23 protein-coding genes are annotated in these 22,674 nt (G+C 72.1%); 9 read left to right on the top strand and 14 right to left on the bottom strand.

Annotated elements, in window-relative coordinates:
• Positions 1 to 47: 47 nt before the first annotated feature.
• Complete coding sequence (locus K3N28_RS08685; protein WP_228092098.1) at positions 48 to 191, bottom strand: GPGG-motif small membrane protein; 144 nt, start codon at positions 189 to 191, stop codon at positions 48 to 50.
• 327 nt (positions 192 to 518) lie between these two features.
• Here K3N28_RS08685 and K3N28_RS08680 point away from each other — a divergent pair, with 327 nt between their 5' ends.
• The 5 genes from K3N28_RS08680 to K3N28_RS08660 all read left to right on the top strand — a co-directional run bounded on the left by K3N28_RS08680 (position 519) and on the right by K3N28_RS08660 (position 6,090).
• Complete coding sequence (locus K3N28_RS08680; RefSeq protein WP_374209735.1) at positions 519 to 2,222, top strand: bifunctional 3'-5' exonuclease/DNA polymerase; 1,704 nt, start codon at positions 519 to 521, stop codon at positions 2,220 to 2,222.
• Between the two features lie 236 nt (positions 2,223 to 2,458).
• Entirely contained in the window at positions 2,459 to 3,379 is a 921-nt protein-coding gene (locus K3N28_RS08675; RefSeq protein ID WP_228092096.1) for an ABC transporter ATP-binding protein, read from the top strand.
• Entirely contained in the window at positions 3,376 to 4,197 is an 822-nt protein-coding gene (locus K3N28_RS08670) for an ABC transporter permease subunit (protein WP_228092095.1), read from the top strand. The genes K3N28_RS08675 and K3N28_RS08670 overlap by 4 nt, the downstream gene beginning before the upstream one ends.
• Before the next feature lie 10 nt (positions 4,198 to 4,207).
• Positions 4,208 to 5,419, top strand: coding sequence for a sensor histidine kinase (locus K3N28_RS08665; RefSeq protein WP_228092094.1), 1,212 nt, complete (start codon positions 4,208 to 4,210; stop codon positions 5,417 to 5,419).
• Positions 5,416 to 6,090: a response regulator transcription factor gene (locus tag K3N28_RS08660; RefSeq protein WP_228092093.1), complete on the top strand. Its 675-nt coding sequence runs from the start codon at positions 5,416 to 5,418 to the stop codon at positions 6,088 to 6,090. Before K3N28_RS08665 ends, K3N28_RS08660 begins: the two co-directional genes overlap by 4 nt.
• 255 nt (positions 6,091 to 6,345) lie before the next feature.
• Here K3N28_RS08660 and K3N28_RS08655 read toward each other — a convergent pair whose 3' ends face one another.
• On the bottom strand, positions 6,346 to 7,113 hold the full coding sequence (locus tag K3N28_RS08655; RefSeq protein WP_228092092.1) for a class I SAM-dependent methyltransferase: 768 nt from the start codon (positions 7,111 to 7,113) through the stop codon (positions 6,346 to 6,348).
• 40 nt (positions 7,114 to 7,153) lie between these two features.
• Positions 7,154 to 7,702 carry a GNAT family N-acetyltransferase gene (locus K3N28_RS08650; RefSeq protein WP_228092091.1) on the bottom strand — a complete coding sequence of 183 codons (549 nt, stop codon included), beginning with the start codon at positions 7,700 to 7,702 and terminating at the stop codon, positions 7,154 to 7,156.
• A gap of 154 nt (positions 7,703 to 7,856) precedes the next feature.
• Between K3N28_RS08650 and K3N28_RS08645 the strand changes: the two genes are divergently transcribed.
• The gene (locus K3N28_RS08645) at positions 7,857 to 8,507 is read left to right on the top strand and encodes an HAD-IA family hydrolase (RefSeq protein ID WP_228092090.1); all 651 of its coding nucleotides are present in this window, start codon (positions 7,857 to 7,859) and stop codon (positions 8,505 to 8,507) included.
• A 116-nt stretch (positions 8,508 to 8,623) separates the two neighbouring features.
• Entirely contained in the window at positions 8,624 to 9,325 is a 702-nt protein-coding gene (locus K3N28_RS08640) for a hypothetical protein (protein ID WP_228092089.1), read from the top strand.
• Between the two features lie 91 nt (positions 9,326 to 9,416).
• Here K3N28_RS08640 and K3N28_RS08635 read toward each other — a convergent pair whose 3' ends face one another.
• The 3 genes from K3N28_RS08635 to K3N28_RS08625 all read right to left on the bottom strand — a co-directional run bounded on the left by K3N28_RS08635 (position 9,417) and on the right by K3N28_RS08625 (position 12,820).
• Positions 9,417 to 9,989 (bottom strand): hypothetical protein, encoded by a 573-nt coding sequence (locus K3N28_RS08635; protein WP_228092088.1) that lies wholly within the window; start codon positions 9,987 to 9,989, stop codon positions 9,417 to 9,419.
• Positions 9,986 to 11,950 (bottom strand): DEAD/DEAH box helicase, encoded by a 1,965-nt coding sequence (locus K3N28_RS08630; RefSeq protein WP_228092087.1) that lies wholly within the window; start codon positions 11,948 to 11,950, stop codon positions 9,986 to 9,988. The genes K3N28_RS08635 and K3N28_RS08630 overlap by 4 nt, the downstream gene beginning before the upstream one ends.
• A 459-nt stretch (positions 11,951 to 12,409) precedes the next feature.
• The gene (locus K3N28_RS08625) at positions 12,410 to 12,820 is read right to left on the bottom strand and encodes a hypothetical protein (RefSeq protein ID WP_228092086.1); all 411 of its coding nucleotides are present in this window, start codon (positions 12,818 to 12,820) and stop codon (positions 12,410 to 12,412) included.
• A gap of 178 nt (positions 12,821 to 12,998) precedes the next feature.
• On the opposite strand from K3N28_RS08625, the gene K3N28_RS08620 reads away from it, so the two are divergent.
• Positions 12,999 to 13,913 (top strand): sugar kinase, encoded by a 915-nt coding sequence (locus K3N28_RS08620; RefSeq protein WP_228092085.1) that lies wholly within the window; start codon positions 12,999 to 13,001, stop codon positions 13,911 to 13,913.
• Positions 13,910 to 14,509 (top strand): bifunctional 4-hydroxy-2-oxoglutarate aldolase/2-dehydro-3-deoxy-phosphogluconate aldolase, encoded by a 600-nt coding sequence (locus tag K3N28_RS08615; protein WP_228092084.1) that lies wholly within the window; start codon positions 13,910 to 13,912, stop codon positions 14,507 to 14,509. Before K3N28_RS08620 ends, K3N28_RS08615 begins: the two co-directional genes overlap by 4 nt.
• 117 nt (positions 14,510 to 14,626) lie before the next feature.
• On the opposite strand, the gene K3N28_RS08610 is transcribed toward K3N28_RS08615, so the two are convergent.
• From K3N28_RS08610 to K3N28_RS08575, 8 genes are all read right to left on the bottom strand, one after another.
• Positions 14,627 to 15,142, bottom strand: coding sequence for an adenine phosphoribosyltransferase (locus K3N28_RS08610; protein WP_228092083.1), 516 nt, complete (start codon positions 15,140 to 15,142; stop codon positions 14,627 to 14,629).
• Between the two features lie 140 nt (positions 15,143 to 15,282).
• Entirely contained in the window at positions 15,283 to 15,669 is a 387-nt protein-coding gene (locus K3N28_RS08605; RefSeq protein ID WP_228092082.1) for a DUF4234 domain-containing protein, read from the bottom strand.
• Positions 15,670 to 15,818: 149 nt separating this feature from the next.
• Entirely contained in the window at positions 15,819 to 16,694 is an 876-nt protein-coding gene (locus K3N28_RS08600; RefSeq protein ID WP_228092081.1) for a carbohydrate ABC transporter permease, read from the bottom strand.
• Between the two features lie 5 nt (positions 16,695 to 16,699).
• Positions 16,700 to 17,677 carry a carbohydrate ABC transporter permease gene (locus tag K3N28_RS08595; protein WP_228092080.1) on the bottom strand — a complete coding sequence of 326 codons (978 nt, stop codon included), beginning with the start codon at positions 17,675 to 17,677 and terminating at the stop codon, positions 16,700 to 16,702.
• A gap of 9 nt (positions 17,678 to 17,686) precedes the next feature.
• On the bottom strand, positions 17,687 to 18,982 hold the full coding sequence (locus tag K3N28_RS08590) for an ABC transporter substrate-binding protein (protein WP_228092079.1): 1,296 nt from the start codon (positions 18,980 to 18,982) through the stop codon (positions 17,687 to 17,689).
• Positions 18,983 to 19,272: 290 nt separating this feature from the next.
• Complete coding sequence (locus tag K3N28_RS08585; protein WP_228092078.1) at positions 19,273 to 20,478, bottom strand: ROK family transcriptional regulator; 1,206 nt, start codon at positions 20,476 to 20,478, stop codon at positions 19,273 to 19,275.
• 234 nt (positions 20,479 to 20,712) lie between these two features.
• Complete coding sequence (gene ptsP / locus K3N28_RS08580) at positions 20,713 to 22,380, bottom strand: phosphoenolpyruvate--protein phosphotransferase (protein ID WP_228092077.1); 1,668 nt, start codon at positions 22,378 to 22,380, stop codon at positions 20,713 to 20,715.
• Between the two features lie 9 nt (positions 22,381 to 22,389).
• Positions 22,390 to 22,656 (bottom strand): HPr family phosphocarrier protein, encoded by a 267-nt coding sequence (locus tag K3N28_RS08575; protein ID WP_228092076.1) that lies wholly within the window; start codon positions 22,654 to 22,656, stop codon positions 22,390 to 22,392.
• Positions 22,657 to 22,674 lie beyond the last annotated feature (18 nt).

Below are 22,674 nucleotides of genomic sequence, written 5' to 3'. Positions count from 1 at the left end.
CGCGACCGGCGCGCTCCCCTACAGGAGCGCGTCAGGACGCGGCCCGGCTAGGTGAAGAGGCTCACCCCGCCGGGGCCGACCAGCAGGCCGACGATGATGACGACGATGCCGAGAAGCAGCTGCCCTCGGAAGATCATCCAGATGCCGTAGACGACGAGGATGACCGCGAGGATCCAGAGAATCAATGCCATGCGAGCCGATTACCCAAGTCGTCCCGAAAGTATGTCTACAGTCCTCTCTTTCTCGAGACTTCTTCGCCTGGCGCGCAAGCACACCCTCACATTTCGCCCACTTCTGGTACGAAGTGACATATCACGTGCTACTGGATCAACGGCTTCCCGGATCCGCCCCGACACGGGAGTCCGACGAGTCGCGGCGCACTGCGGCCCGAGGAGGATTCGGCTCAAAGGCGGACGCAGTGCGCCTCGGTCGCATCGGGCCCGGATGTCGTAGGGGCGTGATCCACTAACGGCGTGGAGATCGCGCTGGTGCACGGACTGGGCCGGGAGGGCTGGACGATGCCCTTGCCCGGTGGGGCCGTCACGTACCACGAGGACCTGGCCGCGGCCGTGGCGGCGATGGAGCGGCACGGGGAGACGCCGAGCGGCGCCACTGGATCGGAGCACGGCGCGCACGGTTCGGCGGCGATGCGGGCCGCCGGGGCCGATGCCGCCATGGCGGGCGGCGGAGCGATGCGGGCGGCGGACGACGCCGGAGCGTCCGCCCCCGAGTCGCCGCGTTGGGTGGTCGCCGAGGTCTCGCGGGACTATCCGCCGCTGCTGGCGGCCGGCGTGCGACTCGACCGATGCCGCGATCTGCGGCTCGCCGAACGCATCCTCTCCCGGGTCGAAGGGCACGAGCCGCCCGCGGTCGTCGCCGAGTCCGACCCCGACGCCGGGACCCTCTTCGAGCGCGAGCCCGAACCCGTCGACGGCCCCGCGCTGCTCACACGCCTCCAGGCGACCTGGCTCGACCAGCGCCGCCGCGCCGACGCGGCCGGACTGCCCGGGCTCGGCACGCTCCTCGCGGCCGAGTCCGCCGGGGCGCTCGTGGCCGCCGAGATGAGCCGTGCCGGCGTCCCGTTCGACCGCGGAGTGCACGACCGGCTCCTGCGCGACCTGCTCGGGCCCCGCCCCGCGAAGGGCATGCGCCCCAGGAAGCTCCAGGCGCTGGCGGACAAGGTGGTCGACGCGTTCGGGCACCAGCTCAACCCCGATTCGACGAAGCAGGTCCTCGCGGCCTTCCACGCGGCCGGCGTCGAGGTGAAGACCACGCACTCGTGGGAGCTGCACTCGGTGGACCACCCGGCGGTCGAGGCGCTGAAGGCCTACCGCGAGCACGCGCGGGTGTGGAGCGCCTTCGGCTGGAACTGGGCCGACGCCTGGGTCACCGACACGCCGGACGAGGCGGCTCCGACGGGTGCGGGCCGGGGCGAGCGGGGCCGGTTCCGCCCGGTGTACATGGTGGGCGGCGCCGACACGGGCCGCTGGGGCACCGACGGCGGCGGCGCGTTGCAGCTCCCCCACGCGGTCCGGGAGGCGATCCGGGCCGAACCGGGCTGGAAGCTCGTCGCCGCGGACGCCGCGCAGCTCGAACCGCGGCTGCTCGCGGCCATCAGCGGCGACCGGGCGATGATCGCCGCCACGGCCGCCGACGATCTGTACACCGAGCTGGCCCCGCGGCTGGGCGGGGAGCGGTCGAAGGCCAAGATCGCCTTGATCTCCGCGATGTACGGTGGCACCGCCGGGGACGCGGCGCAGCTGGTGCAGCTCATGCGCGACCGGTTCCCGGCCGCGTTCGAGCGGGTCGAGTCGGCCGCGCGCATCGGCGAGAAGGGCGGACTCGTCCGCACCTGGCTCGGCAGGACCGTGCCGGCCCCGAGCGAGCGCTGGTGGCGGACGCTCAACTCCGAGGACGGCACCAAGGCCGCCTCCCGGCGCGGGCGCTTCACGCGGAACTTCATCGTGCAGGGCACGGCGGCCGAGTGGGCGCTCGTCCTGCTGGCGCTACTGCGGCGGGAACTGCACGAGGGCCGGCTCGGCGAGCTGGTGTTCTTCCTCCACGACGAGGTCATGGTCCACTGCCCGGCCGACCGCGCCGAGGCGGTCTGCGCGGTGATCGAGCGCGCCGCATCCGATGCGACACGGACCCTCTTCGGCGACATGCCGGTGCGCATTCCGCTGCGTCCCAAGGTCGTCGACAGTTACGCCGAAGCGAAGTGACACCTGAGCCGCCGGCGAGCGGCGAGTCGGCCTCCTGGTGCTGGTCGACGCCTCGTCTCGGCCCGGTGCGGGGCCGGCCTCGGTTCCTGCGATCGGGTGCCGTGCGCCACGCCGCCTCACGGTCGGCGGCGGCGCCTTCCCCTCTTCAAGGAGTAGTACTCGGGTACCACTCAGGTCCCGGAAGTTCGCTCTGGGAACCGATGAAGTGCCGCTCGGGTGGCCGTAACGTTCGGGACATGATTGAAATCGAGCACTTGACGAAGCGCTACGGCAAGAAGACGGCCGTCGACGATCTGACGTTCAGCGTCAAGCCCGGCGTCGTCACCGGCTTCCTCGGGCCGAACGGTGCCGGCAAGTCCACCACGATGCGCGCCATCGTCGGCCTGGACGCGCCGACCAGCGGCCTCGCCCGCGTCAACGGCAAGCACTACTCGGAGTTCCGCTCCCCGCTGACCGAGGTCGGGGCGCTCCTGGAGGCCAAGTCCGTCCACGCCGGCCGCAGCGCGTACAACCACCTGCTGGCCCTGGCCCGCACCCACGGCATCCCCAAGCGCCGCGTCCGTGAGGTCATCGACCTCGTCGGCCTGCACGACGTCGCCGGCAAGCGCGTCGGCGGGTTCAGCCTCGGCATGGGCCAGCGCCTCGGCATCGCGGTCGCGCTGCTGGGCGACCCGGCCGTGCTGATCCTGGACGAGCCGGTGAACGGCCTCGACCCCGACGGCGTCAAGTGGATCCGCCTCCTGCTCAAGGGCCTCGCGGCCGAGGGCCGGACGGTGTTCCTGTCCTCGCACCTGATGAGCGAGCTGGCGCAGACCGCCGAGCACCTGGTCGTGATCGGGCAGGGCCGGCTCCTCGCCGACACGACGGTGGAGGACTTCGTGTCGGGCAACGGCGAGTCGCGCGTCAGGGTGGTCTCGCCCGAGGCGGCGCAGCTGGCCGAGCTGCTGGCCGGACCCGGGGTCTCCATCTCGAGCCCCGAGAAGGGCGTCCTGGAGGTGTCCGGGACCGAGGCCGCCGTCGTGGGCCAGACCGCGGCCGCGCACGGCCTGGTCCTGCACGAGCTGCGGACCGACCGCGGCTCCCTCGAGGACGCGTTCATGCAGTTGACCGCCGACGCGGTGGAGTACCGCCAGAGCATGGAAGGGGCGAACCGATGACCGCCGCTGTGATGACCGACCGCCCGACGGCCTACACGCCGCCCGGGGACTACAAGCTGAGCGCGGCGGGTCTGCTGCGTTCGGAGTGGACCAAGCTGTGGTCGCTGCGCTCGACGTGGATCGTGCTGCTGTGCGCGGTCGTGTTCAGCGCCGGACTCGGCGCGCTGATCGCCGGAAGCATCCCGGACGATCAGGCGGTCGGCGGGGCGGAGACCGCGATCGGCGCCTCGATGTCCGGTGTCGCACTCGCCTCGGTGTTCGTGGCGGTGCTCGCCATCCTGACGGTGACCGGCGAGTACTCGACCGGGTCGATCCGCTCCACGATGACGGCCGCGCCGAAGCGCCTCGGGGTGCTCTTCGCGAAGGCCGCGGTGTACGGCGCCGTGGTCGGCGTCCTCTTCACCGTCATGGTGTTCATCACCTTCTTCCTGACGCAGGCGCTGTTCGGGGACAACGGCCTCGGCGGGCTCTCCCTGTCGGACGACGGGGTGCTCCAGGCGCTGCTCGGGTACGGCGCGATGATCGTGTACCTGGCGCTGCTCGCGCTCGGGATCGGTGCGATCCTGCGGAACTCGGCCGGTTCGATCGGGTTCTACATCGGCGTCATCATGATCCTCCCGCAGCTGGCGACCCTGCTGCCGTGGAACTGGGTGAGCGATGTGACGCCGTACGCGCCGGGCAACGTGGCGAACACGATCACGCTGGTCGACCCGTCGGGACAGGCGCTGGGGGTCGGCGAGTCGTGGCTGTGGATGGGCATCTGGCTCGTCGTCACGTACGGGCTGGCGGGTCTCCTGCTCAAGCGCCGCGACGTGTGAGGATGCGTGCGTGCCCGAGGCCGTGACCGTCCCCCGCAAGCGCGGGCTGTGGCAGCGGATGCTGGAGTTCGACTCCCGGCATCCGCTGCTTTGGGATTGCTTCCCGATCTTCCTCTACGTCATCGGCGGGTGCCTGGGGCTGGTGGCGGTCGCCGTCTCCGACTTCGCGATCCAGTACCCGACCCTCCAGGCGATCCTGGTGGTCATGTTCCTGGTGCCGACGATCTGGCGGCGCCGGCACCCGTTCGCGGCCCTGCTCAGTCAGTTCGTGCCGCTGGGGATCATGATCCCGCTCGGCTTGAGCACCGACGAGAGCGCCGGGTTCATCGGCGCGGCGGGCGCGGTGGCGTTCACCGTGGTGCTGTACAACCTGGTCCTGCGGCGCCCGCTCAAGCTCCTGTGGTGGGCGGCGGTGGTCTCGCTCCTGCCCACGGTGGTCGACTGGGCCGTCAACTACGACCTGTCGCTCGGGAGTTTCCTGGCGAACGTGGTGTCGAGCGCGTTCTACTTCGGGTTCATCGTGGCGATCGCGATGCTGGTGCGGACTCGGCGGGAGTTCCTGGCCTCCGCGCGCGATCAGGCGGCGCATACGGCGGTGGCCGAGGAGCGCACCCGGATCGCGCGGGAGATGCACGATATCATCGGGCACAACCTGGCGGTCATCAACGCGCTCGCCGACGGCGGCGCGTACGCCGCCACCGCCGCGCCGGAGAAGGCGAAGGAGGCCCTGGAGGCGATCGGGCGGACCAGCCGCGAGGCCTTGGGGGAACTGCGGCGGGTGCTGTCGGTCCTCAAGGCCGAGGACGGCGACGAGGCCGAGTTGGCGCCGCAGCCGGGCCTGGCGGAGCTGGGCGGGCTCGTCGAGCGGGTCCGCGAGGCCGGCCTGCCGGTGACGGTGCGGACGTCGGGCGAACGCTGGGGCCTGTCGGAGAACCAGCAGCTGGCGGTGTTCCGGACGGTCCAGGAGTCGCTGACGAACGTGTTCAAGCACGCGACGGGCATCAAGAGCGCCGAGGTCTCGCTGGAGTACCGCGAGAACGGGCTGGCGGTCACGGTGGTCAACAGCGGGGACCGGGTCGACGGGGCCGGGACGGCGCGGGGTCTGGCGGGCCTGGCCGAACGGGCGGCGGCGTTCGGCGGCACAATGGTGGCCGGGCCGGAGGCCTTCGGCGGCTGGCGGGTCGCCTTGTGGCTTCCGCGGAACGGAGAGGAACGCCGGTGACCACGTTGCTGATCGTGGACGATCACCCGCTGCAGCGCATGGGGTTTCGGATGCTCGTGGAGAGCCAGCCGGACCTCGTGGTGCTCGGCGAGGCCGACAACGGAGCGGACGCGGTGCGGCGCGCGACCGAGCTGAACCCGGACGTGGTGCTCATGGACGTGCGCATGCCGGGCGTGGACGGCATCGAGGCGACCCGGCGGATCATCGCCGCGGGCGGGCGCAGCCGTGTCCTGGTGCTGACCACGTTCGACCTGGACGAGTACGCGTATGCGGCGCTGCGCGCCGGCGCGAGCGGGTTCCTGGTGAAGGACGCTCAGCCCGAGGAGCTGCTCGCGGGCATCCGCGTGGTGGCCGCCGGGGACGCGGTGGTCGCGCCGAAGCTGACGCGCCGGCTCCTGGACCGGTTCGCCGACCAGTTCCCGGTGGAGGGCGAGGAGGTCGACAAGGCCGACGCGGCGCAGCTCGACGTGCTGACCGAGCGCGAGCGGGAAGTGCTGACGGCGATCGGGAAGGGCTGGAACAACACCGAGATCGCCGAGCGGTTCCACCTCGCCGAGTCGACCGTGAAGACCCATGTGGGCCGCATCCTCGCCAAGATCGGCGCCCGGGACCGGGTGCAGGCGGTCATCTTCGCCTACAACACCGGTCTGGTCGCCCCCGACCACCAGTGAGGCGCGACGCCCACGCGGCGGTCGGCCGCGTGAACGCGTGCGGGCTTCAGGAGGGCGCGGCGGTGCGGCGGTCGGATCGCCGCCGCGAGGTCGTGGCGGCCGAGTGCTCGTCGGCATGGCGTCGGCCGCGGGCCGATCAGCGGCCCTTCGCCGACGGATACAGGCGGCCCGGTCCAATCGGCGGTCCGATCCGATGGCGCGTTCTCGGCCGGCCCGGTGACGTGTCGTATGGCATGCGCACGCCGCCGGGGGCTTTCACGAGCGGGTGAAGGCGAGGAGGTCGCATTCGGCTTCGACCGGGTGCGGCGCCGTCTCGGCGAGGGCGTCGGCCTCCAGGGCCGCGAGCCCTTCCCGGTACTCCTCGGGGGTGAGGTGCTCATAGACCGACAGGGCGCGCATCCGCTGGCGCTCGGCGTACTCCGCGAGGCTCTCGGCCGAGCGGTGACGGACCTCGATGAGTCCACTGTGCTTGAATCCGGCATCCTCGAAGAGCGCGATCGTCGCGTCCAGGGTCGGGAACACCTGCGCGTCGATGTCGCGGGTCCGGGGGAAGTACCGGTAGAGCAGCAGATCCTTGAGCCGGTCGGACAGGGTCGTCGCGATCAGCAGGCGCGCGCCGGGCCGGAGCACCCGCGCCAGCTCCTGCGCGGCGGCGGCCCGGTCGGGCACGTGGTGCCAGACGAGGAACATGAGCGCCAGATCGGCGCTCGCGTCGTCGAGCGGCAGGTCGGCCGCGTGTCCGGGCGTGTAGGACACGAGCGGGTGCGAGGACTCGACGTGCGCGACCTCCCGCATCTTCGCCGAGGGCTCGACTCCGATGACCTCGGCGCCGAACTCGTCGGCGAGCGCGGGCGTGAACCGCCCGGTGCCCGAGCCGACGTCGACCACCGTCCTGATGCGGCCCTCGCCCGCGAGTTCGCGGAAGGCCCGGAGCCAGCTGCGCCGGCTGACGGGCAGGAGCCTGCGGCCCTTGGCGTATCCGGCGTGCTGCGTGCGGTCGTAGTCGACGCGTTTGAATCCCACCTGTGGTCCCCCAACCTGTGCGGTGATGCGGTCGTCGCGGTCAGTTCGCGGCGGCTACCGGCGCGGTCGGCGTCCAGAACCGGAGTTTGTCGCCGCGTTGGTCTTCGAGTGTCCCGCCGTTGCGTTCGATGACCTTGCGGGACCCGATGTTGTCGGCGTCGCAGGTGATGAGCGCCTTCTCGATGCCGAGTCCGGCGGCTCGGGGCAGGGCGGCGGCGAGCATGGCGGTGGCGTGGCCCCGCCGGCGGGCGCCGGGGCGGATGTCGTAGCCGATATGGCCGCCGATCTCGCGCAGGTGCTCGTTGAGCCGGTGGCGGATGGAGATGCGCCCGAGGAAGGTGTCGCCGTCGACCCACCAGAGCATGGTCATGGGGACGAAGTCCGGCGGCGGCACGGTGCGCCAGCGCCGTTCGGCCGCCAGGTAGTCGGCGACCCACGCGGCGCCTCCGGCGGGGAGGACGTAGTCGCGGATCATCGCCCCGATGAGGGTGCGGTCGTCGGGGCCGCCGCGGCCTTCGGCGATGAACTCGTCCACCGCTTCGGAGAAGGAGTCGGCGAGGCGTTCGGTGGGGTCGGTGAGTGCTGGCACGGTTTCGACGGTAGGGGATGGCTTCGCCTGGGGCAACCGCAATCGCGGCGGGGGCCGGGCGGACGCACGGTCCGTTCTCGCCGAGGCCTGGGAAATGTAGCGTGCAGGACATCTCGCGTTGGTAGCGTTGCGGATCGGTTCAAGGAGGGAACGTATGAGCGATTCGGTGCTGACGGCTTCGATCCTGCTGTTCGACATGGACGGGACGCTGGTCGATTCGACGGCGTCGGTGGAGCGCGCGTGGAGCCGGTTCGCGGCCCGGCACGGGTTGGACGCGGCTCGGATCCTGGCGGTGGCGCACGGGCGGCCGACGATCGAGGTGGTCGCGGAGTTCGCGCCGGACGGTGTGGACGCGGTGGCGGAGACGGACCGGATCGAGGCCGAGGAGATCGACCGGACGGACGGGATCAGCGAGATTCCGGGGGCGGCGGCGCTGCTGGGCGGGCTGGACCGGGACCGGTGGGCGGTGGTGACCTCGGCGACCAGGGCGCTGACGACGCGGCGGCTGGCGGCGGTGGGGATTCCGCTGCCGAAGATCCTGGTGGCGGCGGACGACGTGACGAAGGGCAAACCGCATCCGCAGCCGTACCTGCTGGCGGCGAAGGCGCTCGGGTTCGACGCGAGGGACGCGGTGGTCTTCGAGGACGCCCCGGCGGGCCTGGCTTCGGCGCGGGCGGCGGGCGCGGCCACGGTCGTGGTCGGCGGGTACGAGGGCGAGGCGGCCGAGGGGCTGCCGCGGGTCGCCGATCTCAAGTCGGTGCAGGTGAGCGTGGACGGCGACGCGATGTCCGTGACGCTCGGCTGAGCTCCTCCGCCGCCGGCTCGCTTCCGGTGAAGCATTGTCGGGTTGGCGACAGCGCCGTTTCCGCGGGGTCGGCGTCTCGTTGCACCGGGTGAGTCCCGATCTGGAGGGGGAAGCCGATGCCGCCCGCGTTCTACGACGTCTTCGTGTCGCTCATCGAGGAGGAACCGCATTCGGTCGGTTGGATGCTGGGCCTGGCCGGGGGGCGGTTCACCGGTCAGCGGACGGTCTCGGCGGTGGTCCTCTCCGGGCCGGTCTGGCCGCGGTGGCCCGATCCCCATGTCGCGGACGCGGAAGTGCGCCTGGGGTTCGCGGACGGCACTGAACGGGTGGTCGTCTGCAAGGTCATGACGGAGTGGAGCGAGCAGGTGCGCTGGAGCCTGCCGGCGATCGTGGGCTTCGCGTTCGAGCAGCACCGGCTGCCGGTCTCGGCGCTGCTGGTGTGCCGCACGGATGCGGTGGCCGGCCGGTACCGCGAGGGCGTCGAGGTCGGTCCGGGCGCCGTCACGGCGGTCGCGGCGGTGGGGCCCGCGGACTTCCCGGACCTGGTGGCCGATCCGGGGCCGTGGAACGCGGGCCGAGCGGTCGCCTCGGCGGCGATCCGCCGCGCGCCCGCGGACGGTGAGGACGAGCGGTTCGCGGCGGCGCTCGACCAGCGGCTCGCCGAGTTGGCGCCCGAGCAGGCCGCCGCGTACGCGGGGCGTCTGCTCCAGCTGCTGGGGCGGGAACCGGCGCGGCTGCTGGAGCGCAGGGTCGGAACGGGCGCGAAGGCGTATCACGAGCGGTATCGCGCGAGGGCCGAGCGTCTGACGCTGCGGTAGTCCCCCGTCGCCGCGGCTCTCGGGTGTGCGCGGAGGGACGCGAAGCGGTTCGGGGGCGGCGGGAGCCGCTTCGGGGGGTCTCCCGGCCGGGTCAGACGGGTTGGGCCGCGTCCATGCTGGCGACCCTGGCGGCGCGCAGCCGCCCGGGGAGGTCCCGGGTGGGGCCGCCGCGCAGGAGGAGCACGAGCCACGGGTCGTCGTCCATCTTGGCGGCGCTCACGAGGGCGAGGGCCATGATGTGGGCGCACACTTCACGGCTGTCGGCGCAGGGGCAGGCGGTGGTGATGCGGTTGTGCTCCTCGGTGACGAACTTCTTGGGCAGCAGGCGCATCCCGGCGTCGGCGAGGATGTCGTCGATGCGTTTGGGCAGGCGCCCGGCGAGGAGCCCGGCCACGCACGAGGGCGAGAGGGACAGCGCGGTCATCCCGGCGGCCCACGCGGAGGCGTTGTAGACCGGGATGCGGATCTCGGCGTCGTGGGTGCCGTTGGTGTCGGTGACGCGGCCGGTCACGGAGCCGGGTTCGATGCTCATGCCGGTGACCGCGCCGCGCCCGGCGAGGGCGCGGCCCTTGACGATGCGCTGGTCGGGGTAGTTCAGGCCGATGGTCTCCAGGGCCCGCCACCATTTGCGGCCCCACCAGGTCCGTCCGTACGGGTCGCTCACAGGTGGCCTCCGTCGTCGTCGAGTTCGATGAGCTTGCGCAGCTGGGAGTCGTCGAGTTCGCCCAGCCAGTCCTCCCCGGTGCCGACGACGGCGTCGGCGATGGCCCGCTTGCGGGCGAGCAGTTCGTCGACGCGTTCTTCGAGGGACCCCGCGGTGACGAGCTTGTGGACGTGGACGGTGCGGGTCTGGCCGATGCGGTGGGCGCGGTCGGTGGCCTGGTCCTCCACGGCCGGGTTCCACCAGCGGTCGTAGTGGACGACGTGCGAGGCGCCGGTGAGGTTGAGGCCGGTGCCGCCGGCGCGGAGGGAGACGAGGAGGATCGCGGGCCCCTCGCCGGTCTGGAACTCCTCGACGAGCCGGTCGCGGGCGGGCTGGTCGAGCCCGCCGTGCAGGAACGGCGCGGCGACGCCGAGCTCGGCGTGGAGGTGGCGCGAGAGCAGCTCCCCCATCTGGCGGTACTGGGTGAAGATGAGGGTCTTGTCGCCCTCCTCGACGACCTCGGCGAGCATCTCGGTGACGCGGTCGAGCTTCCCGGAGCGCTCGGCGAGGCCGCCGTCGCCCTCCCCGACGTACTGGGCGGGGTGGTTGCAGATCTGCTTGAGCCGCGTCAGGAGCTTGAGGACGCGGCCGCGGCGGGTGATGCCGTCGCCCAGGCCCTCGTCGAAGGCCTCGCGGATGGCCTCTTTGTACAGTCCCGCCTGCTCGTCGGTCATGGTGCAGGCGACGACGGCCTCGATCTTCGGCGGCAGGTCGGCGGCGACGTCCTCTTTCATGCGGCGCAGCACGACCGGGTCGATGCGGGCGCGGAGGGTGGCGGCGCTGACGGGGTCGCGGCCGATCTCGATCGGGTCGGCGAAGCGGCGCTTGAAGTCGGCCTGGCCGCCCAGCAGCCCGGGGTTGACGAACTCGGAGATCGACCACAGCTCGGAGAGGTGGTTCTCCACGGGCGTGCCGGTGAGCGCCACCCGCACGCGCCCGGTGAGGTCGCGGACCGCGCCGGCGGTGCGCGACCGGTGGTTCTTGATGGCCTGGGCCTCGTCGATGACGATGGTGTCGAACGCGATCTGCCGCAGGAGCTTGATGTCGCGCAGGGCGATCGAATAGGACGTGACGACCACGTCGGCTTCGGTGAGCGGCGCGCGGTGCCTGGTGCGGGCCGGGCCGTGATGCAGGTGGACGGTGAGCTGGGGCGCGAAGCGGGCGATCTCCCGCTGCCAGTTGCCGACCAGCGAGGTCGGACAGACCACCAGGTGCGGTGCGTGCGGCCGGGGCGCGGCCCCGTCCGGTTCGGGGTGCGGGCGGGGGGACGGGTGCGGGCGCGCTGCGGAGCGGCGCACCAGGAGCCCGATCGACTGGAGGGTCTTGCCGAGACCCATGTCGTCGGCGAGGATCACGCCCGCGCCGCCCTCGGCGGCCGCTTCGAGCCAGGCGATGCCGTGCGCCTGGTAGCGGCGCAGGTCGGCGTTGACGCGGACGTCCCCCGGGTCGGAGTGCTGCGCGGTGATGAGCCGGAGGTTGAGCCCCGAGTCGGAGCGCAGCAGCTCGGTGAAGGACTCCACGAACGCGCCGACGAGGGCTTTCGCCGTCCACACGTGCCCCTCCGAGTGGGGCACCGAGTGCCCTTCTGGCGGCAGCTCGGCGGCGATCCGGTCGAGGTCGTCGAACTTGTCGTCGTCCACGGCGTTGGCGATGCGGGCCCAGATCGCGACGGACTCGGTGATGTCGGGACGCGAGGCGATCCTGGTGAGCGCGGGCAGGACCGGGCGCACGGGCACCGCCACGCCCTCGACCTCGCGGAGCTCGCCGTCGAGGTAGAGCTCGGCGTCCACCGGATCCCCGGGGGGCAGCCCCAGTTCGGCCACCGCGGCCCCCGGGCGCGCGCCGCCGTAGAACAGCAGCCGACCATCGGCCGGGGAGGCGTGGTCGGGCAGGAAGGTGGCGTGCAGTTCGCTGGGTGGCAACGAGGCTCCTACGGGTCAACGGCAGACGTGCCATTTTGCCACAACCGCGGTCCCGAACCCAAACGCCGAGAGCGCGGCGCACGCCTGCTCGGAGATGAATCCGCAGCTTGTGACAGTCACGCGAAGTCGCCGGTGTGCCGATGCCGACGAACGCTTGCGCGGGCGCGAAACGGCCTATCGGGCCGCGAAAGGCTCCGTGACGGAAACGGGGCGGGCCCGCCCGGGCGCGCCGCGGCCGCTCACGCGTCCTGGGCGCCTCCGTGCGGTCCCGCCCCGTCAACCCCAGAGCAAGGTCCGAGTGGAGGCGGCACCGGGTCGCCCCGGCGTGCCGTGTCCCTCCACATTGAGGTCGACTTGGCATCCTTCGTGCAAGAGGATGTTCGAACGTGTAGAAGTTAGCGATAATTTCGAACACTGTCAATACCCGGGGCGCTTGGAGCCGGGCCGCGCGGGTGCCGGTCAGGTGACCGGGCAGCGCATCGCGAGATCGAGGGTGGCGGCGTCGCTGAACTCGACGCGGGCCTCGGCCAGGCCGTCCTCGTCCTCGGGGGGCGCCTCGGCGACCATCTGCTGCGCCTGCCGGGCGTATCCCTCGGCCAGGGCTTTGAGATCGGGGTCCTCGATGCCGGTGCCGAGCGCCTCGATCTGGTCCACCACGCGGTCGACGTTCTGGTGGTCGGCGCTCACGGCGAGGTCCAGGGCCTGCCAGGTGCGCTCGCAGTCGGCGGCGTACTGCTCGGACTCGCGCTGGAGGTCCTGGTTCCCGGGGCGGGTCTCGTCGGGTCCGCCGAGGCACTCGGCGAGCATCCACAGCAGGATGAGGACGCCGATCGTCCACGCGAAGAGTTTCGCCAGCCGCAGGTCGGTCATGTCCGCCCCCAGGGTGAGAGGCCCGTCGCCTCAGTCTACGCGGACCGGCCGCCCCTGTGGCCGGACCAGCGGCCGCGTTCGCGCCCACGCGCCTTGATGTATGCGTTTTCCGATCGGTAGGCTAGGGCTCCCCCACCCCGCGCGGCCGAACGCGAGCCGCGGCCCCGAAGGGAGCCACATGGACGTCCTGTGCCTGGGCGAGTCGATGATCGTCCTCGCCCCCGCGGCCGCCGGCCCCCTCCGCAGCGCCGTCGACCTCCACGCGGGAGTCGCCGGGGCCGAATCGAACGTCGCCGTCGCGCTCGCCCGGCTCGGCGCCCGCGCCGCCTGGTACGGCAAGGTCGGCGACGACCCCCTCGGCCGGCGCATCCTCGACGTCCTCGACGAGGCCGGCGTCGACCGCACCGGCGCCCGGACCGACCCCGACCGGCCCACCGGCGTGTACTTCAAAGACCCCGGCCCCGAGGGCACCCGCGTCCACTACTACCGGCGCGGCTCGGCCGCCTCCACGATGGCCCCGGGCCACCTCGCCGGCATCCGGCCGCCCCGGATCCTGCACCTCTCCGGGATCACCCCGGCGCTCTCGGCGGACTGCGCCGCGCTCGTCGAGGAACTGCTCCTCGAACGGGCGCTGGACCCGGCGCTCGTGAGCTTCGACGTGAACTACCGGCCCGCGCTGTGGCCCGTGAGCGAGGCCGGGCCGGTGCTCGCGCGCCTCGCCGACGCCGCCGACATCGCGTTCGTGGGCCTCGACGAGGCCCAGACGCTGTGGGGCGCCACGACCGCCGACGACGTGCGGGACCTGCTGCCGGGCGCGGGCGTGCTCGTCGTCAAGGACGGCGGGAACGGCGTCACCGCCTTCGAAGGCGGCAAGCGCTCCTACACCCCCGCCGAACCGGTCGCCGTGGTCGAACCGGTCGGCGCCGGCGACGCCTTCGCCGCCGGATTCCTGTACGGCCGCCTGCGCGACGCTCCGTTGGAGGCGTGCATGCGGCTGGGCCACCGGCTCGCGGCCGGGGCCCTCCAGACCGTCGGGGACCTCGCGCCCCCGCCGCCACCCGAGACCGTCCGAGCCATCCTGGAGGACCAGTGACCCTCGACCAAGGCGCATTCTTCGACCGCCTCTTCGCCGGGCAGCGCGTCATGGCGATCTGGCGGGGCCTGCCCGCCGACGAGACCGTGCAACTCTCCGAGCGGGTCTGGGACGCCGGGTTCGACCTGGTCGAGGTCCCGATCGGACAGCCCGGCCAGGAAGCGGCCCTCGCCGCGGCCGTGCGGGCCGCGGGCCCGGGCGGCCGGGCCGTGGGCGCGGGCACCGTGGTCTCCACCGGGCACGTCCGACGGGCGGCCGCGGCCGGCGCCGACTACACGATCGCGCCGGGCCTCAACCCGGCCGTCCTGGAGGCCTCGCACGAGGCGGGCCTGCCGCACCTGCCGGGCGTCGCCACCGCCAGCGAGGTCGCCCTCGCCCGGGACCTCGGCTGCACCTGGGTGAAGGTCTTCCCGGCCTCGACGCTCGGCCCCGACTGGTTCAAGGCCATGCACGGGCCGTTCCCGGACATGAAGTTCGTGGCCACCGGCGGCGTCGGCCCCGACGAGATCGACGCGTACCTGCGGGCCGGGGCCTCGGTCATCGGCATGGGCTCGGCCCTGGCCGACCCCGCGAACCTGGCGAAGCTGGTCGGCTGACCCACGGATCGGACCCGGCGACGGCGCGCGACATATGACACGTCGCGCGCCGTCGCCGGTTCACGGGTCCGATAAGGACCTTCCATCGCGGTGCGCGGGAAGGTCCTCGACGCCCGCCTAGAGTTCGCCGAGGAGGGAGACGACCGGGTAGCCCTCGAGGCGGTCGCGGCCGGAGAGGGCGGCGATCTCCAGGAGGGCGGCGCAGGCGGCGACCGTGCCGCCCAGGCCTTCCACGAGGCGCGCGCCCGCGGCCATGGACTCGCCGGTGGCGATGACGTCGTCGACCAGGAGCACCCGGTCGCCCTCGTTCACCGCGTCGGCGTGCAGCTCGACCCGGACCTCGGCGTACTCGCCGCGGTAGGACTCCACCGCGGCCTCGCGCGGCAGCTTGCCGGCCTTGCGGATCGGGAGCAGCGGCTTGCCGGTGCGGTCGGCCAGCGGTGCGGCCCAGAGGAACCCGCGGGCGTCGAACGCGGCGATCGCGTCGTACGGGTGGGCCTCGCAGGCCTCCTGGAGGCGGTCGATCGAGGCCCGGAAGGCGTCGGGGGCGGCCAGCAGCGGGGTGATGTCGCGGAAGCCGATCCCCGGCTCGGGGAAGTCGGGGACGACGGGCACGTATTCGGTGAGGTCCACAGCGGCAAGACTATCCGGTCCCGACCGCATGGACCTGGGGCGGCGGTCCCGCGCGGCACGGACGCCGAAGCCCCCGGCCGGATGCGGCCGGGGGCTTCGGTCACGGCGCTCACGCGCCGGTGCCGCGTCAGGCGCTCCGCCTACGCGGGGACGGGCTGGCGGGCCTTGACGGCGGCGACGACCAGGTTCTGCTGCGACTGGATGTAGCAGACGTTGGTGCCGACCACGAAGCACAGCAGGGTGGCGACGCCGGTGCTGAAGGTGGGGGCCAGGCCGGCGGCCTGCTGCTCGGCCCGGATGGACGCGCACAGCTTGAACCAGTTGATGATCGGCATGATGTAGAGGGTGATGACGCCGAACAGCATCCACACGACGAGGCTGGTGCCGCTGACGTTCTGGGGGTTGTTCGGGTTCACGGCCTTGATCTGGGCGGCGGTCTTGGCGTACCAGACGAGGCCGTAGATGCCGAAGGTGATCAGGCTGAGGCCCCACACGCCGAAGGGGGACCGGATCTTGAGTTCTTCCATGGGGGACGGCTCCTAAGCAACAGGGAAACGGGCGCGGTCACAGCGCACGGCCGCGGGCGGACCCGCGGCCGGTTGGGCACACTGTGATCAAAGTGCAGCTCACATTAGCATCGTCCGCAGTCGCCTGTGGAGCGCGGTGGGCCCTTCGATCATCCTTTAAGTCCGGTTTGCGCCACGCCTTGGACGAGGAACCGCTGCAGGAACAGGAACACGAACACCAGCGGCAGGATCGCCACGGCGGCGGCCATGAACAGCTGCGGCAGGTTCACCGTCTGCGCGGTCAGGAACGTCGACAGGGCGACCTGGACCGTCCAGGAATCGGACGAGCGACCGATGACCAGCGGCCACAGGAACGAGTTCCACGACGTCACGAACGTGATCACCGCGATCGCCGCCAGGAAGCCCTTCGAGTTCGGGATCACGATGCGCCAGAACGAACCCCAGTACCCGAGCCCGTCCACGCGGGCGGCCTCCTCGAGCTCCTTGGGGAAGCTCAGGAAGTACTGCCGGCACAGGAACGCGACGAACCCGTTGAACAGGGTCGGGATGATCAGCCCGCGCAGGTCCGAGACCCAGCCCAGGCTCGAGACCATCACGAAGCTCGGCAGGAACGTGATCGCGCTGGGGACCATGAGCGTGGCCAGGATCGCGTAGAACACCTTGTCGGCGTGCCGGTACGGGATGCGCGCCAGGCCGTAACCGGCCGTGGTGCACAGGAACAGCGTGCCGACGGTGGTGAGCACGGAGACGACGGTGGAGTTGAGGAGGCTCCGCGCCATCGGCACCTTCTCGTCGTTGAACAGCTCCGTGAAGTTGCCCCACTGGATGTCGGTGGGGAACCACATCCACCCCGGCGCGGTGATGTCCTGCGTGGTCGACAGGGCGTTGCGCACGATGAGGTAGAACGGGATGAGGAAGACCACGCTGAGCAGGCACAGCCCGACGAAGTTGACGATGCGCGAGGCCCGCGAGCCGACGCCGGGCCTGTAGCCGACCGGCTTGGGCCGGTCCTTGGTGGACACCATGTCGGTCACCGTCCTTCCGGTTTGCCGAAGCCGAGGAGCTTGCCCTGGAAAAGCGTCACGATCGCGATCAGCAGGGCCAGGATGAGCGCGCCGGCCGAGCCGCGGCCGAGGTCCTGGCTCGTGCCCAGCGACGTGTGGAACAGGTAGATCAGCGGCGTCCGGGCGTAGGGCACGTTCCCGGAGTTCGGCAGCAGGTTCCAGAACTCGTCGAAGGCCTGGTAGGCGGCGATGAGCACCAGCATGAGCACCGCCACCGAGGAGGCCCGCAGGTGCGGCAGCGTGATGTGCCAGAACGTCTGCCAGCCGGGTCTGGCGCCGTCCACATAGGCGGCCTCGTAGAGGTGCTCGGGGATCTGCTGCAGCGCGGCGATGAACAGGATCATGTAGAAGCCGCACTGGATCCACAGCCGCAGCGTGGCGATGACCAGCCAGAACCACGGCGGGTCGTTCCCGAACAGCCACGGGATCGACTCGATCCCGAACCAGTCCAGGACGGTGTTGGCCATGCCGTAGCGCACGCCCGCGAAGATCGACATCTTCCACACCAGCGACGCCACCACGTACGAGCAGGCGAACGGCAGGAAGAACACCGAGCGGAAGAACGCCCGCATGATGCGGACCTTGTTGACCGCCAAGGCGAGCCCGAGCGACGAGGCGAACGTGATCGGCACGATGATCGCCGCGAAGATCGAGAAGGTGACGAGGCTGCGCCGGAAGTTCTCGTCGGTGAGCATCGTGACGAAGTTGTCGAGTCCGACGAAGTCCTCCGACGCCGGGGTGACGGTGTTGCGCGCGTCGAAGAACGACAGGTACGCCGACCACCCGACCGGGATGTACGTGAAGATGATCAGGCCGAGCAGGAACGGCCCGACGAAGTACCAGAACGCGAGGTTGCGGCCGCCGAACGTTCGGCGGCGGCGAGGGCGCCGTGACGTCCCCGCTGCCGCCGAAGCCGGTTCGGCCGTCTTGTCCGTGACGGCCATGGCGCTCCCCTACCCGAAGATGCCGTCGAGCTCGGTGTTGACCGTCTCGACCGCCTTGGCGAGCTCGGCCTCCGGGTCGTTGCCCTCGAGGGCGATGTTGCTCAGCATGTCGTTGACGGCGGTGTTCATCGCCGGGGTCCAGTCGGGGTTGTCGGCCCAGCCGTACTCCTCGGAGATGGCCACGGCCTCGGCGGCCGGGCCGCTGGTGAGCTGGTCGGCCTGCTCCCGCAGCGAGAGCCGCGAGGGGATGTGGAAGCCGTAGCTGAGACACCAGTCGAGGATGGCCTCGGTGTTGTCGACCCACAGCCACTTGGTGAAGGCCTTGGCCTCCTCGACGTGCTTGCCGTTGGCGTTGACGAAGGTGGCCCAGCCGCCGTTGTAGACGGTGGGAGTGCCGCCGACGAAGCCGGGGCAGGGGAAGATGCCGATGTCGTCGCCGAGGTTCTCCTGCAGCGCCGGCATGGTCCACAGGCCGGTCCACGACATGGCCGTCAGGCCCTGGATCATCGACGAGGGGTCCCACCAGTCGGTGGGCGCGCCGAGGAGGAGCGCGTTGGAATCGTTGAGCCGCTTGACCAGCTCGGCGCCTTCGGCCATGCGCGGGTCGTTGAAGCCGGCCTGCATGTCCTCGCCGATGAACGAGAGGCCGAGGCTGTTGATCATGTGCTGGCCGAGCCGGTCGGTGCCGCCGGCCGCGCCGAAGTCGATGCCCTTGACGTCGTCGTTGGTCAGCTCGATCGCGATGTCGATGAGCTCCTCGAAGGTGGTCGGCGGCGCGGTGATGCCGGCGGCCTCGAACAGACTGGGGCGGTAGACGACGTACTGCGGGTCGTCGATCATGTTGATGCCGTAGACGGTGCCGTCGATCGTGTTGCGCCGCAGGTCGCCCTCGGGGATGTCGTCGATGACGTCGGCGATGAGGTCGTCGAGGGGGACGATCTGGCCGGCCTCGACCATGCCGCGGTTGAGGTGGCTCTCGAAGACGTCCGGGCCGTCGTCGGTCAGCAGGCCCGAGGCCAGGGCGGCGTCGTAGTCGCCGGGGATCCACTCGACGGTCACGTTGGCGTCGGGATAGTCCGCGGCGTACCCTTTCGCCGCCTCCTGGGTGCCGGCCTCGCCGTACTCGTGGTACCACTGCGACAGGGAGACCCCGTCGCCGCCTTCCTCGCGTCCGGTGTTGCCGCCGCAGGCGGCCAGCGTGCCAGCGCCGGCGGCCATGCCGCCGAGGGCGAGCATGCGCCGGCGGTTCATCATGAACTCGGCGAACGCTTTCTTCGAATGGCGGTTGTTGCGTGAGGCAACCATCTCTTAGCTCCTCGCTACGTTGAGAGGTGGGAAGGGCTCCCGCGCGGCTTCGGCTCCAGTCGACGCCGCGGCAGGGGATCAACGTCAGTCGATCCGCCTCCCAGTGTTGCGAGCGCCACTCACTTTGTCAATGGGTTGAAGTAAGTGTTCGGATAACGATTTGTTCTCGATCACAAGGGCAGCGTCAGGCGCAGCGGCCCCAGCCCTACCGCGATGGGCGGCGCGAACGGCGCCCCGGGGCGCGGGGTGCGGGGCTCGCGCGCCGTCGGCGCCTCCAGGTTGCGGCCCGGTCAGCGCCGGTTGCGCGAACCGACCGTGTTCAGGCGGCTGAGGTGGCCTTCCAGGGCGAGCGCGGCGGCTCCGAGGGCGACCATGTTCCGCTCCTGCTCGTTGCGTTTGAGGCGGGCGGCCTTGAGGGGGGTCGCCATGGCGTGGGAGGGGAGGCGGCGTTCCAGTTCGGGCATGAGGGCGTCGCCGAGGATGCCGGTGACCCAGCCGTCGAGGACCACCAGGTCGGGGTTGACGAGGTTGACGAGGTTCGCGACGCCCGCCGCGAGGTGCTCGGCGACGGCCTCGATCGTCTGGACCGCCGAGGTCTCGCCCGCGCGCCAGGCGGCGGCCAGCGCGGCCATGGCCTCGCCCTGGGAGCCGTTCCCGGCGCGGCCGTCGAGCTGCTCCCACTGCCGCAGGATCGCGGGGGCGCCCACGTAGGCCTCGATGCAGCCTTTGGCGCCGCAACGGCATTGGGGGCCGCCGGGATTGATGGTGGTGTGGCCCCACTCCCCCGCCGAGTTGGTCGCGCCGCGGTAGAGCCGGCCGCCGAAGGCGAGGCCGGCGCCGACGCCGGTGCCGAGGATGAGGACGGCGAGGCGGTCGACGCCGCGGCCGTCGCCGAACCACAGCTCGCCGACGGTGATCGTCTTGAGGGGGTTGTCGAGGTAGATGGGCACGCCGAGGTCGAGGCGGTCGGCGAGGAGCCTGCGGAAGGGCACGTCGTGCCAGTTCCAGTTGGGGGCGAATCCGGAGACGCCCCAGTCCACGTCCACCTGGCCGGGCAGGCTGACGCCGAGCCCGAGGACGACGCGGTCGCCGAGGCGTTCGCGGACCTGGTCCATGGCGGCGTCGATGTGGCCGATGACCTGGTCGGGGCTGTTCTCGTTGGGCGCGATGGGCTCGTCCACCCGGTCGACCACCGCGAGTGAGAGGTCGTACACTTCCAAGTGCACGTAGGTCTCGGCGACGTCGACGCCGATCATGACGCCGCCGCCCGCGTTGGGCGCGAGCAGCGCCCGGGGCCTGCCGCCGCCGGAGTCCTCGCGGCCCACCTCGACCACCACGCCGAGCTCGATCAGGTCGGTCACCAGGTTCGAGACCGTCGCCACGCTGAGGTCCGTCTCGCGGGCGAGGATCTGGCGGGATGTGGGGGCGTCCGCGATCAGATGCCGGAGCACTGCGAAGCAGTTGCGGAGGCGGATGTCGCGCGAGGTGGACTTCATGGCTGAATGCTACGACGAAGCCGCCCCTTTGTAAATGGGTTAGTTGAAGTCGCGTGTCCATTCGTGCGTCCGGACGACGGGCGAGGACCGGCCCGAACGCCCCTGGGCACGGCCCGGCGAGTCCCCCGCGGGGGCCGGGCCGGTGCGCCGAGTGGCCGCCGAGCCGGGCTCACGCAGGCGCGGTGCCGAGGCGGTGAGGCCTCTTGAGGCCGGTCTGCGGCGCCACGCCGCCGGTCACGCGGTGCCGTAGGCGGCGACCAGTCGGCGGGCGTCCGCGGCGTCCGCCGCGTGCAGGGCTTCGGCGGCCATCCCGGCGCAGTCGGCGAGGGTCCGGGAGCCCAGTTCGGCCCGGACCCCCGCGACCGCCGCGGGCGCCATCGACAGGCTCGCGACACCGAGGCCGACCAGGACGCAGGCGAGCAGCGGATCGCTCGCGGCCTCACCGCACACCCCCACCGGCTTCTCGGCTTCGCGGCCGGCCTCCGCGGCCAGGCTCACCAGGTCGAGCAGCGCGGGCTGCCAGGGGTCGAGCAGGTCCGCCAGCGCGCCGTTCATGCGGTCGGCCGCGAGCGCGTACTGGCCGAGGTCGTTGGTGCCCAGGCTCGCGAAGTCGCATGATTCCAGTACGCGCGAGGCGCGCAGCGCGGCCGCCGGGACCTCGATCATGGCGCCGGCCGTGGCGAGGCCGTGCGAACGGCACTGCGCCGTGAACGCGGCCGCCTCGCCCGGGGTGGCGACCATCGGGGCCATCACCCAGACGTCGGCCGCGTGCTGCGCCGCCGCTGCGGCGATCGCCGTCAACTGCCCGTCCAGGAGGGAGGCGCCGGTCGCAGTGCGGGCCAGGCGGATGCCGCGCACACCGAGGGCCGGGTTCGGCTCGTGGCCGTGGTCGACGAACGCGAGGGGCTTGTCGGCCCCGGCGTCGAGGGTGCGGATGACGACCTTGCGGCCGGAGAAGGCGGCGAACGCCTGCCCGTAGGCCTCGACCTGCTCGTCCACGGAGGGCGCGGTCTCGCGGTCGAGGAACAGGAACTCGGTGCGGAAGAGGCCCACGCCCTCGCTGTCGACGGCGGCGGCGGCCGCCAGGTCGGCCTGCGAGCCGAGGTTCACCAGGAGCTGCACGGCGTGCCCGTCGGCGGTGCGCCCGGGGCCGCGGCTCGCCGTCAATGCCGCCGCGCGGCGGGCTTCGGCGTCGAGGACCCGGCGCACCCGTCCCGGTTCGGGGTCGGGGACGACGAGGCCGGTGCCCCCGTCGACGAGGACCTCGGTGCCGTCGGCGAGTCCGGCGGCGGCGGGGCAGGCGACGACGGCGGGCAGGCCCATCGACTTCGCGAGGATCGCGGTGTGGCTGGTGGGGCCGCCTTCCTCGGTGACGATCGCGGCCACGGCGGCCGGGTCGAGCGCGGCGGTGTCGGCCGGGGCGAGGTCGCGGGCGACGAGCACGAAGCGGTGCCCGGGGTCCGGCAGTCCCGGCATCGGCAGGTCGAGGAGGGCCGCGACGGCGCGGTCGCGCAGGTCGTCGAGGTCGGCGGCCCGTTCGGCGAGGTAGCCGCCCGCGGCCTCCAGGGCGGCGCGGAAGGACCCGAAGGCCGCGGCGATCGCGTGCGGCGTGGAGCGGCCGTCGCTGAGCGCCTTGGCGATCCGGTCGGCGAGGGCCGGGTCGCGGGGCATCATCGACTGCGCGAAGAGGACGTCGGCGGCGGGGCCCTCCGCGCGGTCGGCGCGCGCGTCCAGGTCGGCGGCGACCGCTTCGAGCGCGGCCCGGGCCTCGGCCAGCGCGGCCTCGGGGTCGGGTTCGGGTCCGGTGTCGGCGGGCAGCGCGGGCGGCGGCGCGAGCCGGGCCACGGGCGCGGCGGCCACCCCGGGGCTGACCCCGATGCCGGTCATCTCAGCGGCGGTCATGGTCGGCTCCTAGGCGTCGTGGTCGGTGGCGAGCACGGCTTCGAGGGCGTCGAGGGCCGCTTCGGCGCCCTCGCCCTCGGCGCGGAGGACGACCGGTTCGCCGCCTTTGGCGTCGAGGCCGATGACGGAGAGGATCGAGCGGGCGTCGACCGGTTCCCCGTCGGGCTTGCCGATGGTGACGTCGACGGGCTGCGCGGCGGCGGCCTGCACGAAGAGGGCGGCGGGCCGGGCGTGGAGGCCCACTTCGGAGGCGACGACGACGGTGCGTTCGGGCATGACTCTTCCTTCTCCGTT

The sequence above is a fragment of the Glycomyces sp. TRM65418 genome, assembly GCF_019710475.1.
Classification (GTDB): Bacteria; Actinomycetota; Actinomycetes; order Mycobacteriales; family Micromonosporaceae; genus Glycomyces.
The sequence above is the reverse complement of the archived record's forward strand: the minus strand, read 5'-3'. Positions and strand labels throughout refer to the sequence as shown.

What these genes read in the sequence shown, in the direction of transcription:
- K3N28_RS08685 (WP_228092098.1), bottom strand. Translation starts at nt 191, where the DNA reads ATGGCATTGATTCTCTGGATCCTCGCGGTCATCCTCGTCGTCTACGGC.
- K3N28_RS08680 (WP_374209735.1), top strand. Translation starts at nt 519, where the DNA reads ATGCCCTTGCCCGGTGGGGCCGTCACGTACCACGAGGACCTGGCCGCG.
- K3N28_RS08675 (WP_228092096.1), top strand. Translation starts at nt 2,459, where the DNA reads ATGATTGAAATCGAGCACTTGACGAAGCGCTACGGCAAGAAGACGGCC.
- K3N28_RS08670 (WP_228092095.1), top strand. Translation starts at nt 3,376, where the DNA reads ATGACCGCCGCTGTGATGACCGACCGCCCGACGGCCTACACGCCGCCC.
- K3N28_RS08645 (WP_228092090.1), top strand. Translation starts at nt 7,857, where the DNA reads ATGAGCGATTCGGTGCTGACGGCTTCGATCCTGCTGTTCGACATGGAC.
- K3N28_RS08640 (WP_228092089.1), top strand. Translation starts at nt 8,624, where the DNA reads ATGCCGCCCGCGTTCTACGACGTCTTCGTGTCGCTCATCGAGGAGGAA.
- K3N28_RS08625 (WP_228092086.1), bottom strand. Translation starts at nt 12,820, where the DNA reads ATGACCGACCTGCGGCTGGCGAAACTCTTCGCGTGGACGATCGGCGTC.
- K3N28_RS08620 (WP_228092085.1), top strand. Translation starts at nt 12,999, where the DNA reads ATGGACGTCCTGTGCCTGGGCGAGTCGATGATCGTCCTCGCCCCCGCG.
- K3N28_RS08605 (WP_228092082.1), bottom strand. Translation starts at nt 15,669, where the DNA reads ATGGAAGAACTCAAGATCCGGTCCCCCTTCGGCGTGTGGGGCCTCAGC.
- K3N28_RS08600 (WP_228092081.1), bottom strand. Translation starts at nt 16,694, where the DNA reads ATGGTGTCCACCAAGGACCGGCCCAAGCCGGTCGGCTACAGGCCCGGC.
- K3N28_RS08595 (WP_228092080.1), bottom strand. Translation starts at nt 17,677, where the DNA reads ATGGCCGTCACGGACAAGACGGCCGAACCGGCTTCGGCGGCAGCGGGG.
- K3N28_RS08590 (WP_228092079.1), bottom strand. Translation starts at nt 18,982, where the DNA reads ATGGTTGCCTCACGCAACAACCGCCATTCGAAGAAAGCGTTCGCCGAG.
- K3N28_RS08585 (WP_228092078.1), bottom strand. Translation starts at nt 20,478, where the DNA reads ATGAAGTCCACCTCGCGCGACATCCGCCTCCGCAACTGCTTCGCAGTG.
- ptsP (WP_228092077.1), bottom strand. Translation starts at nt 22,380, where the DNA reads ATGACCGCCGCTGAGATGACCGGCATCGGGGTCAGCCCCGGGGTGGCC.
- K3N28_RS08575 (WP_228092076.1), bottom strand. Translation starts at nt 22,656, where the DNA reads ATGCCCGAACGCACCGTCGTCGTCGCCTCCGAAGTGGGCCTCCACGCC.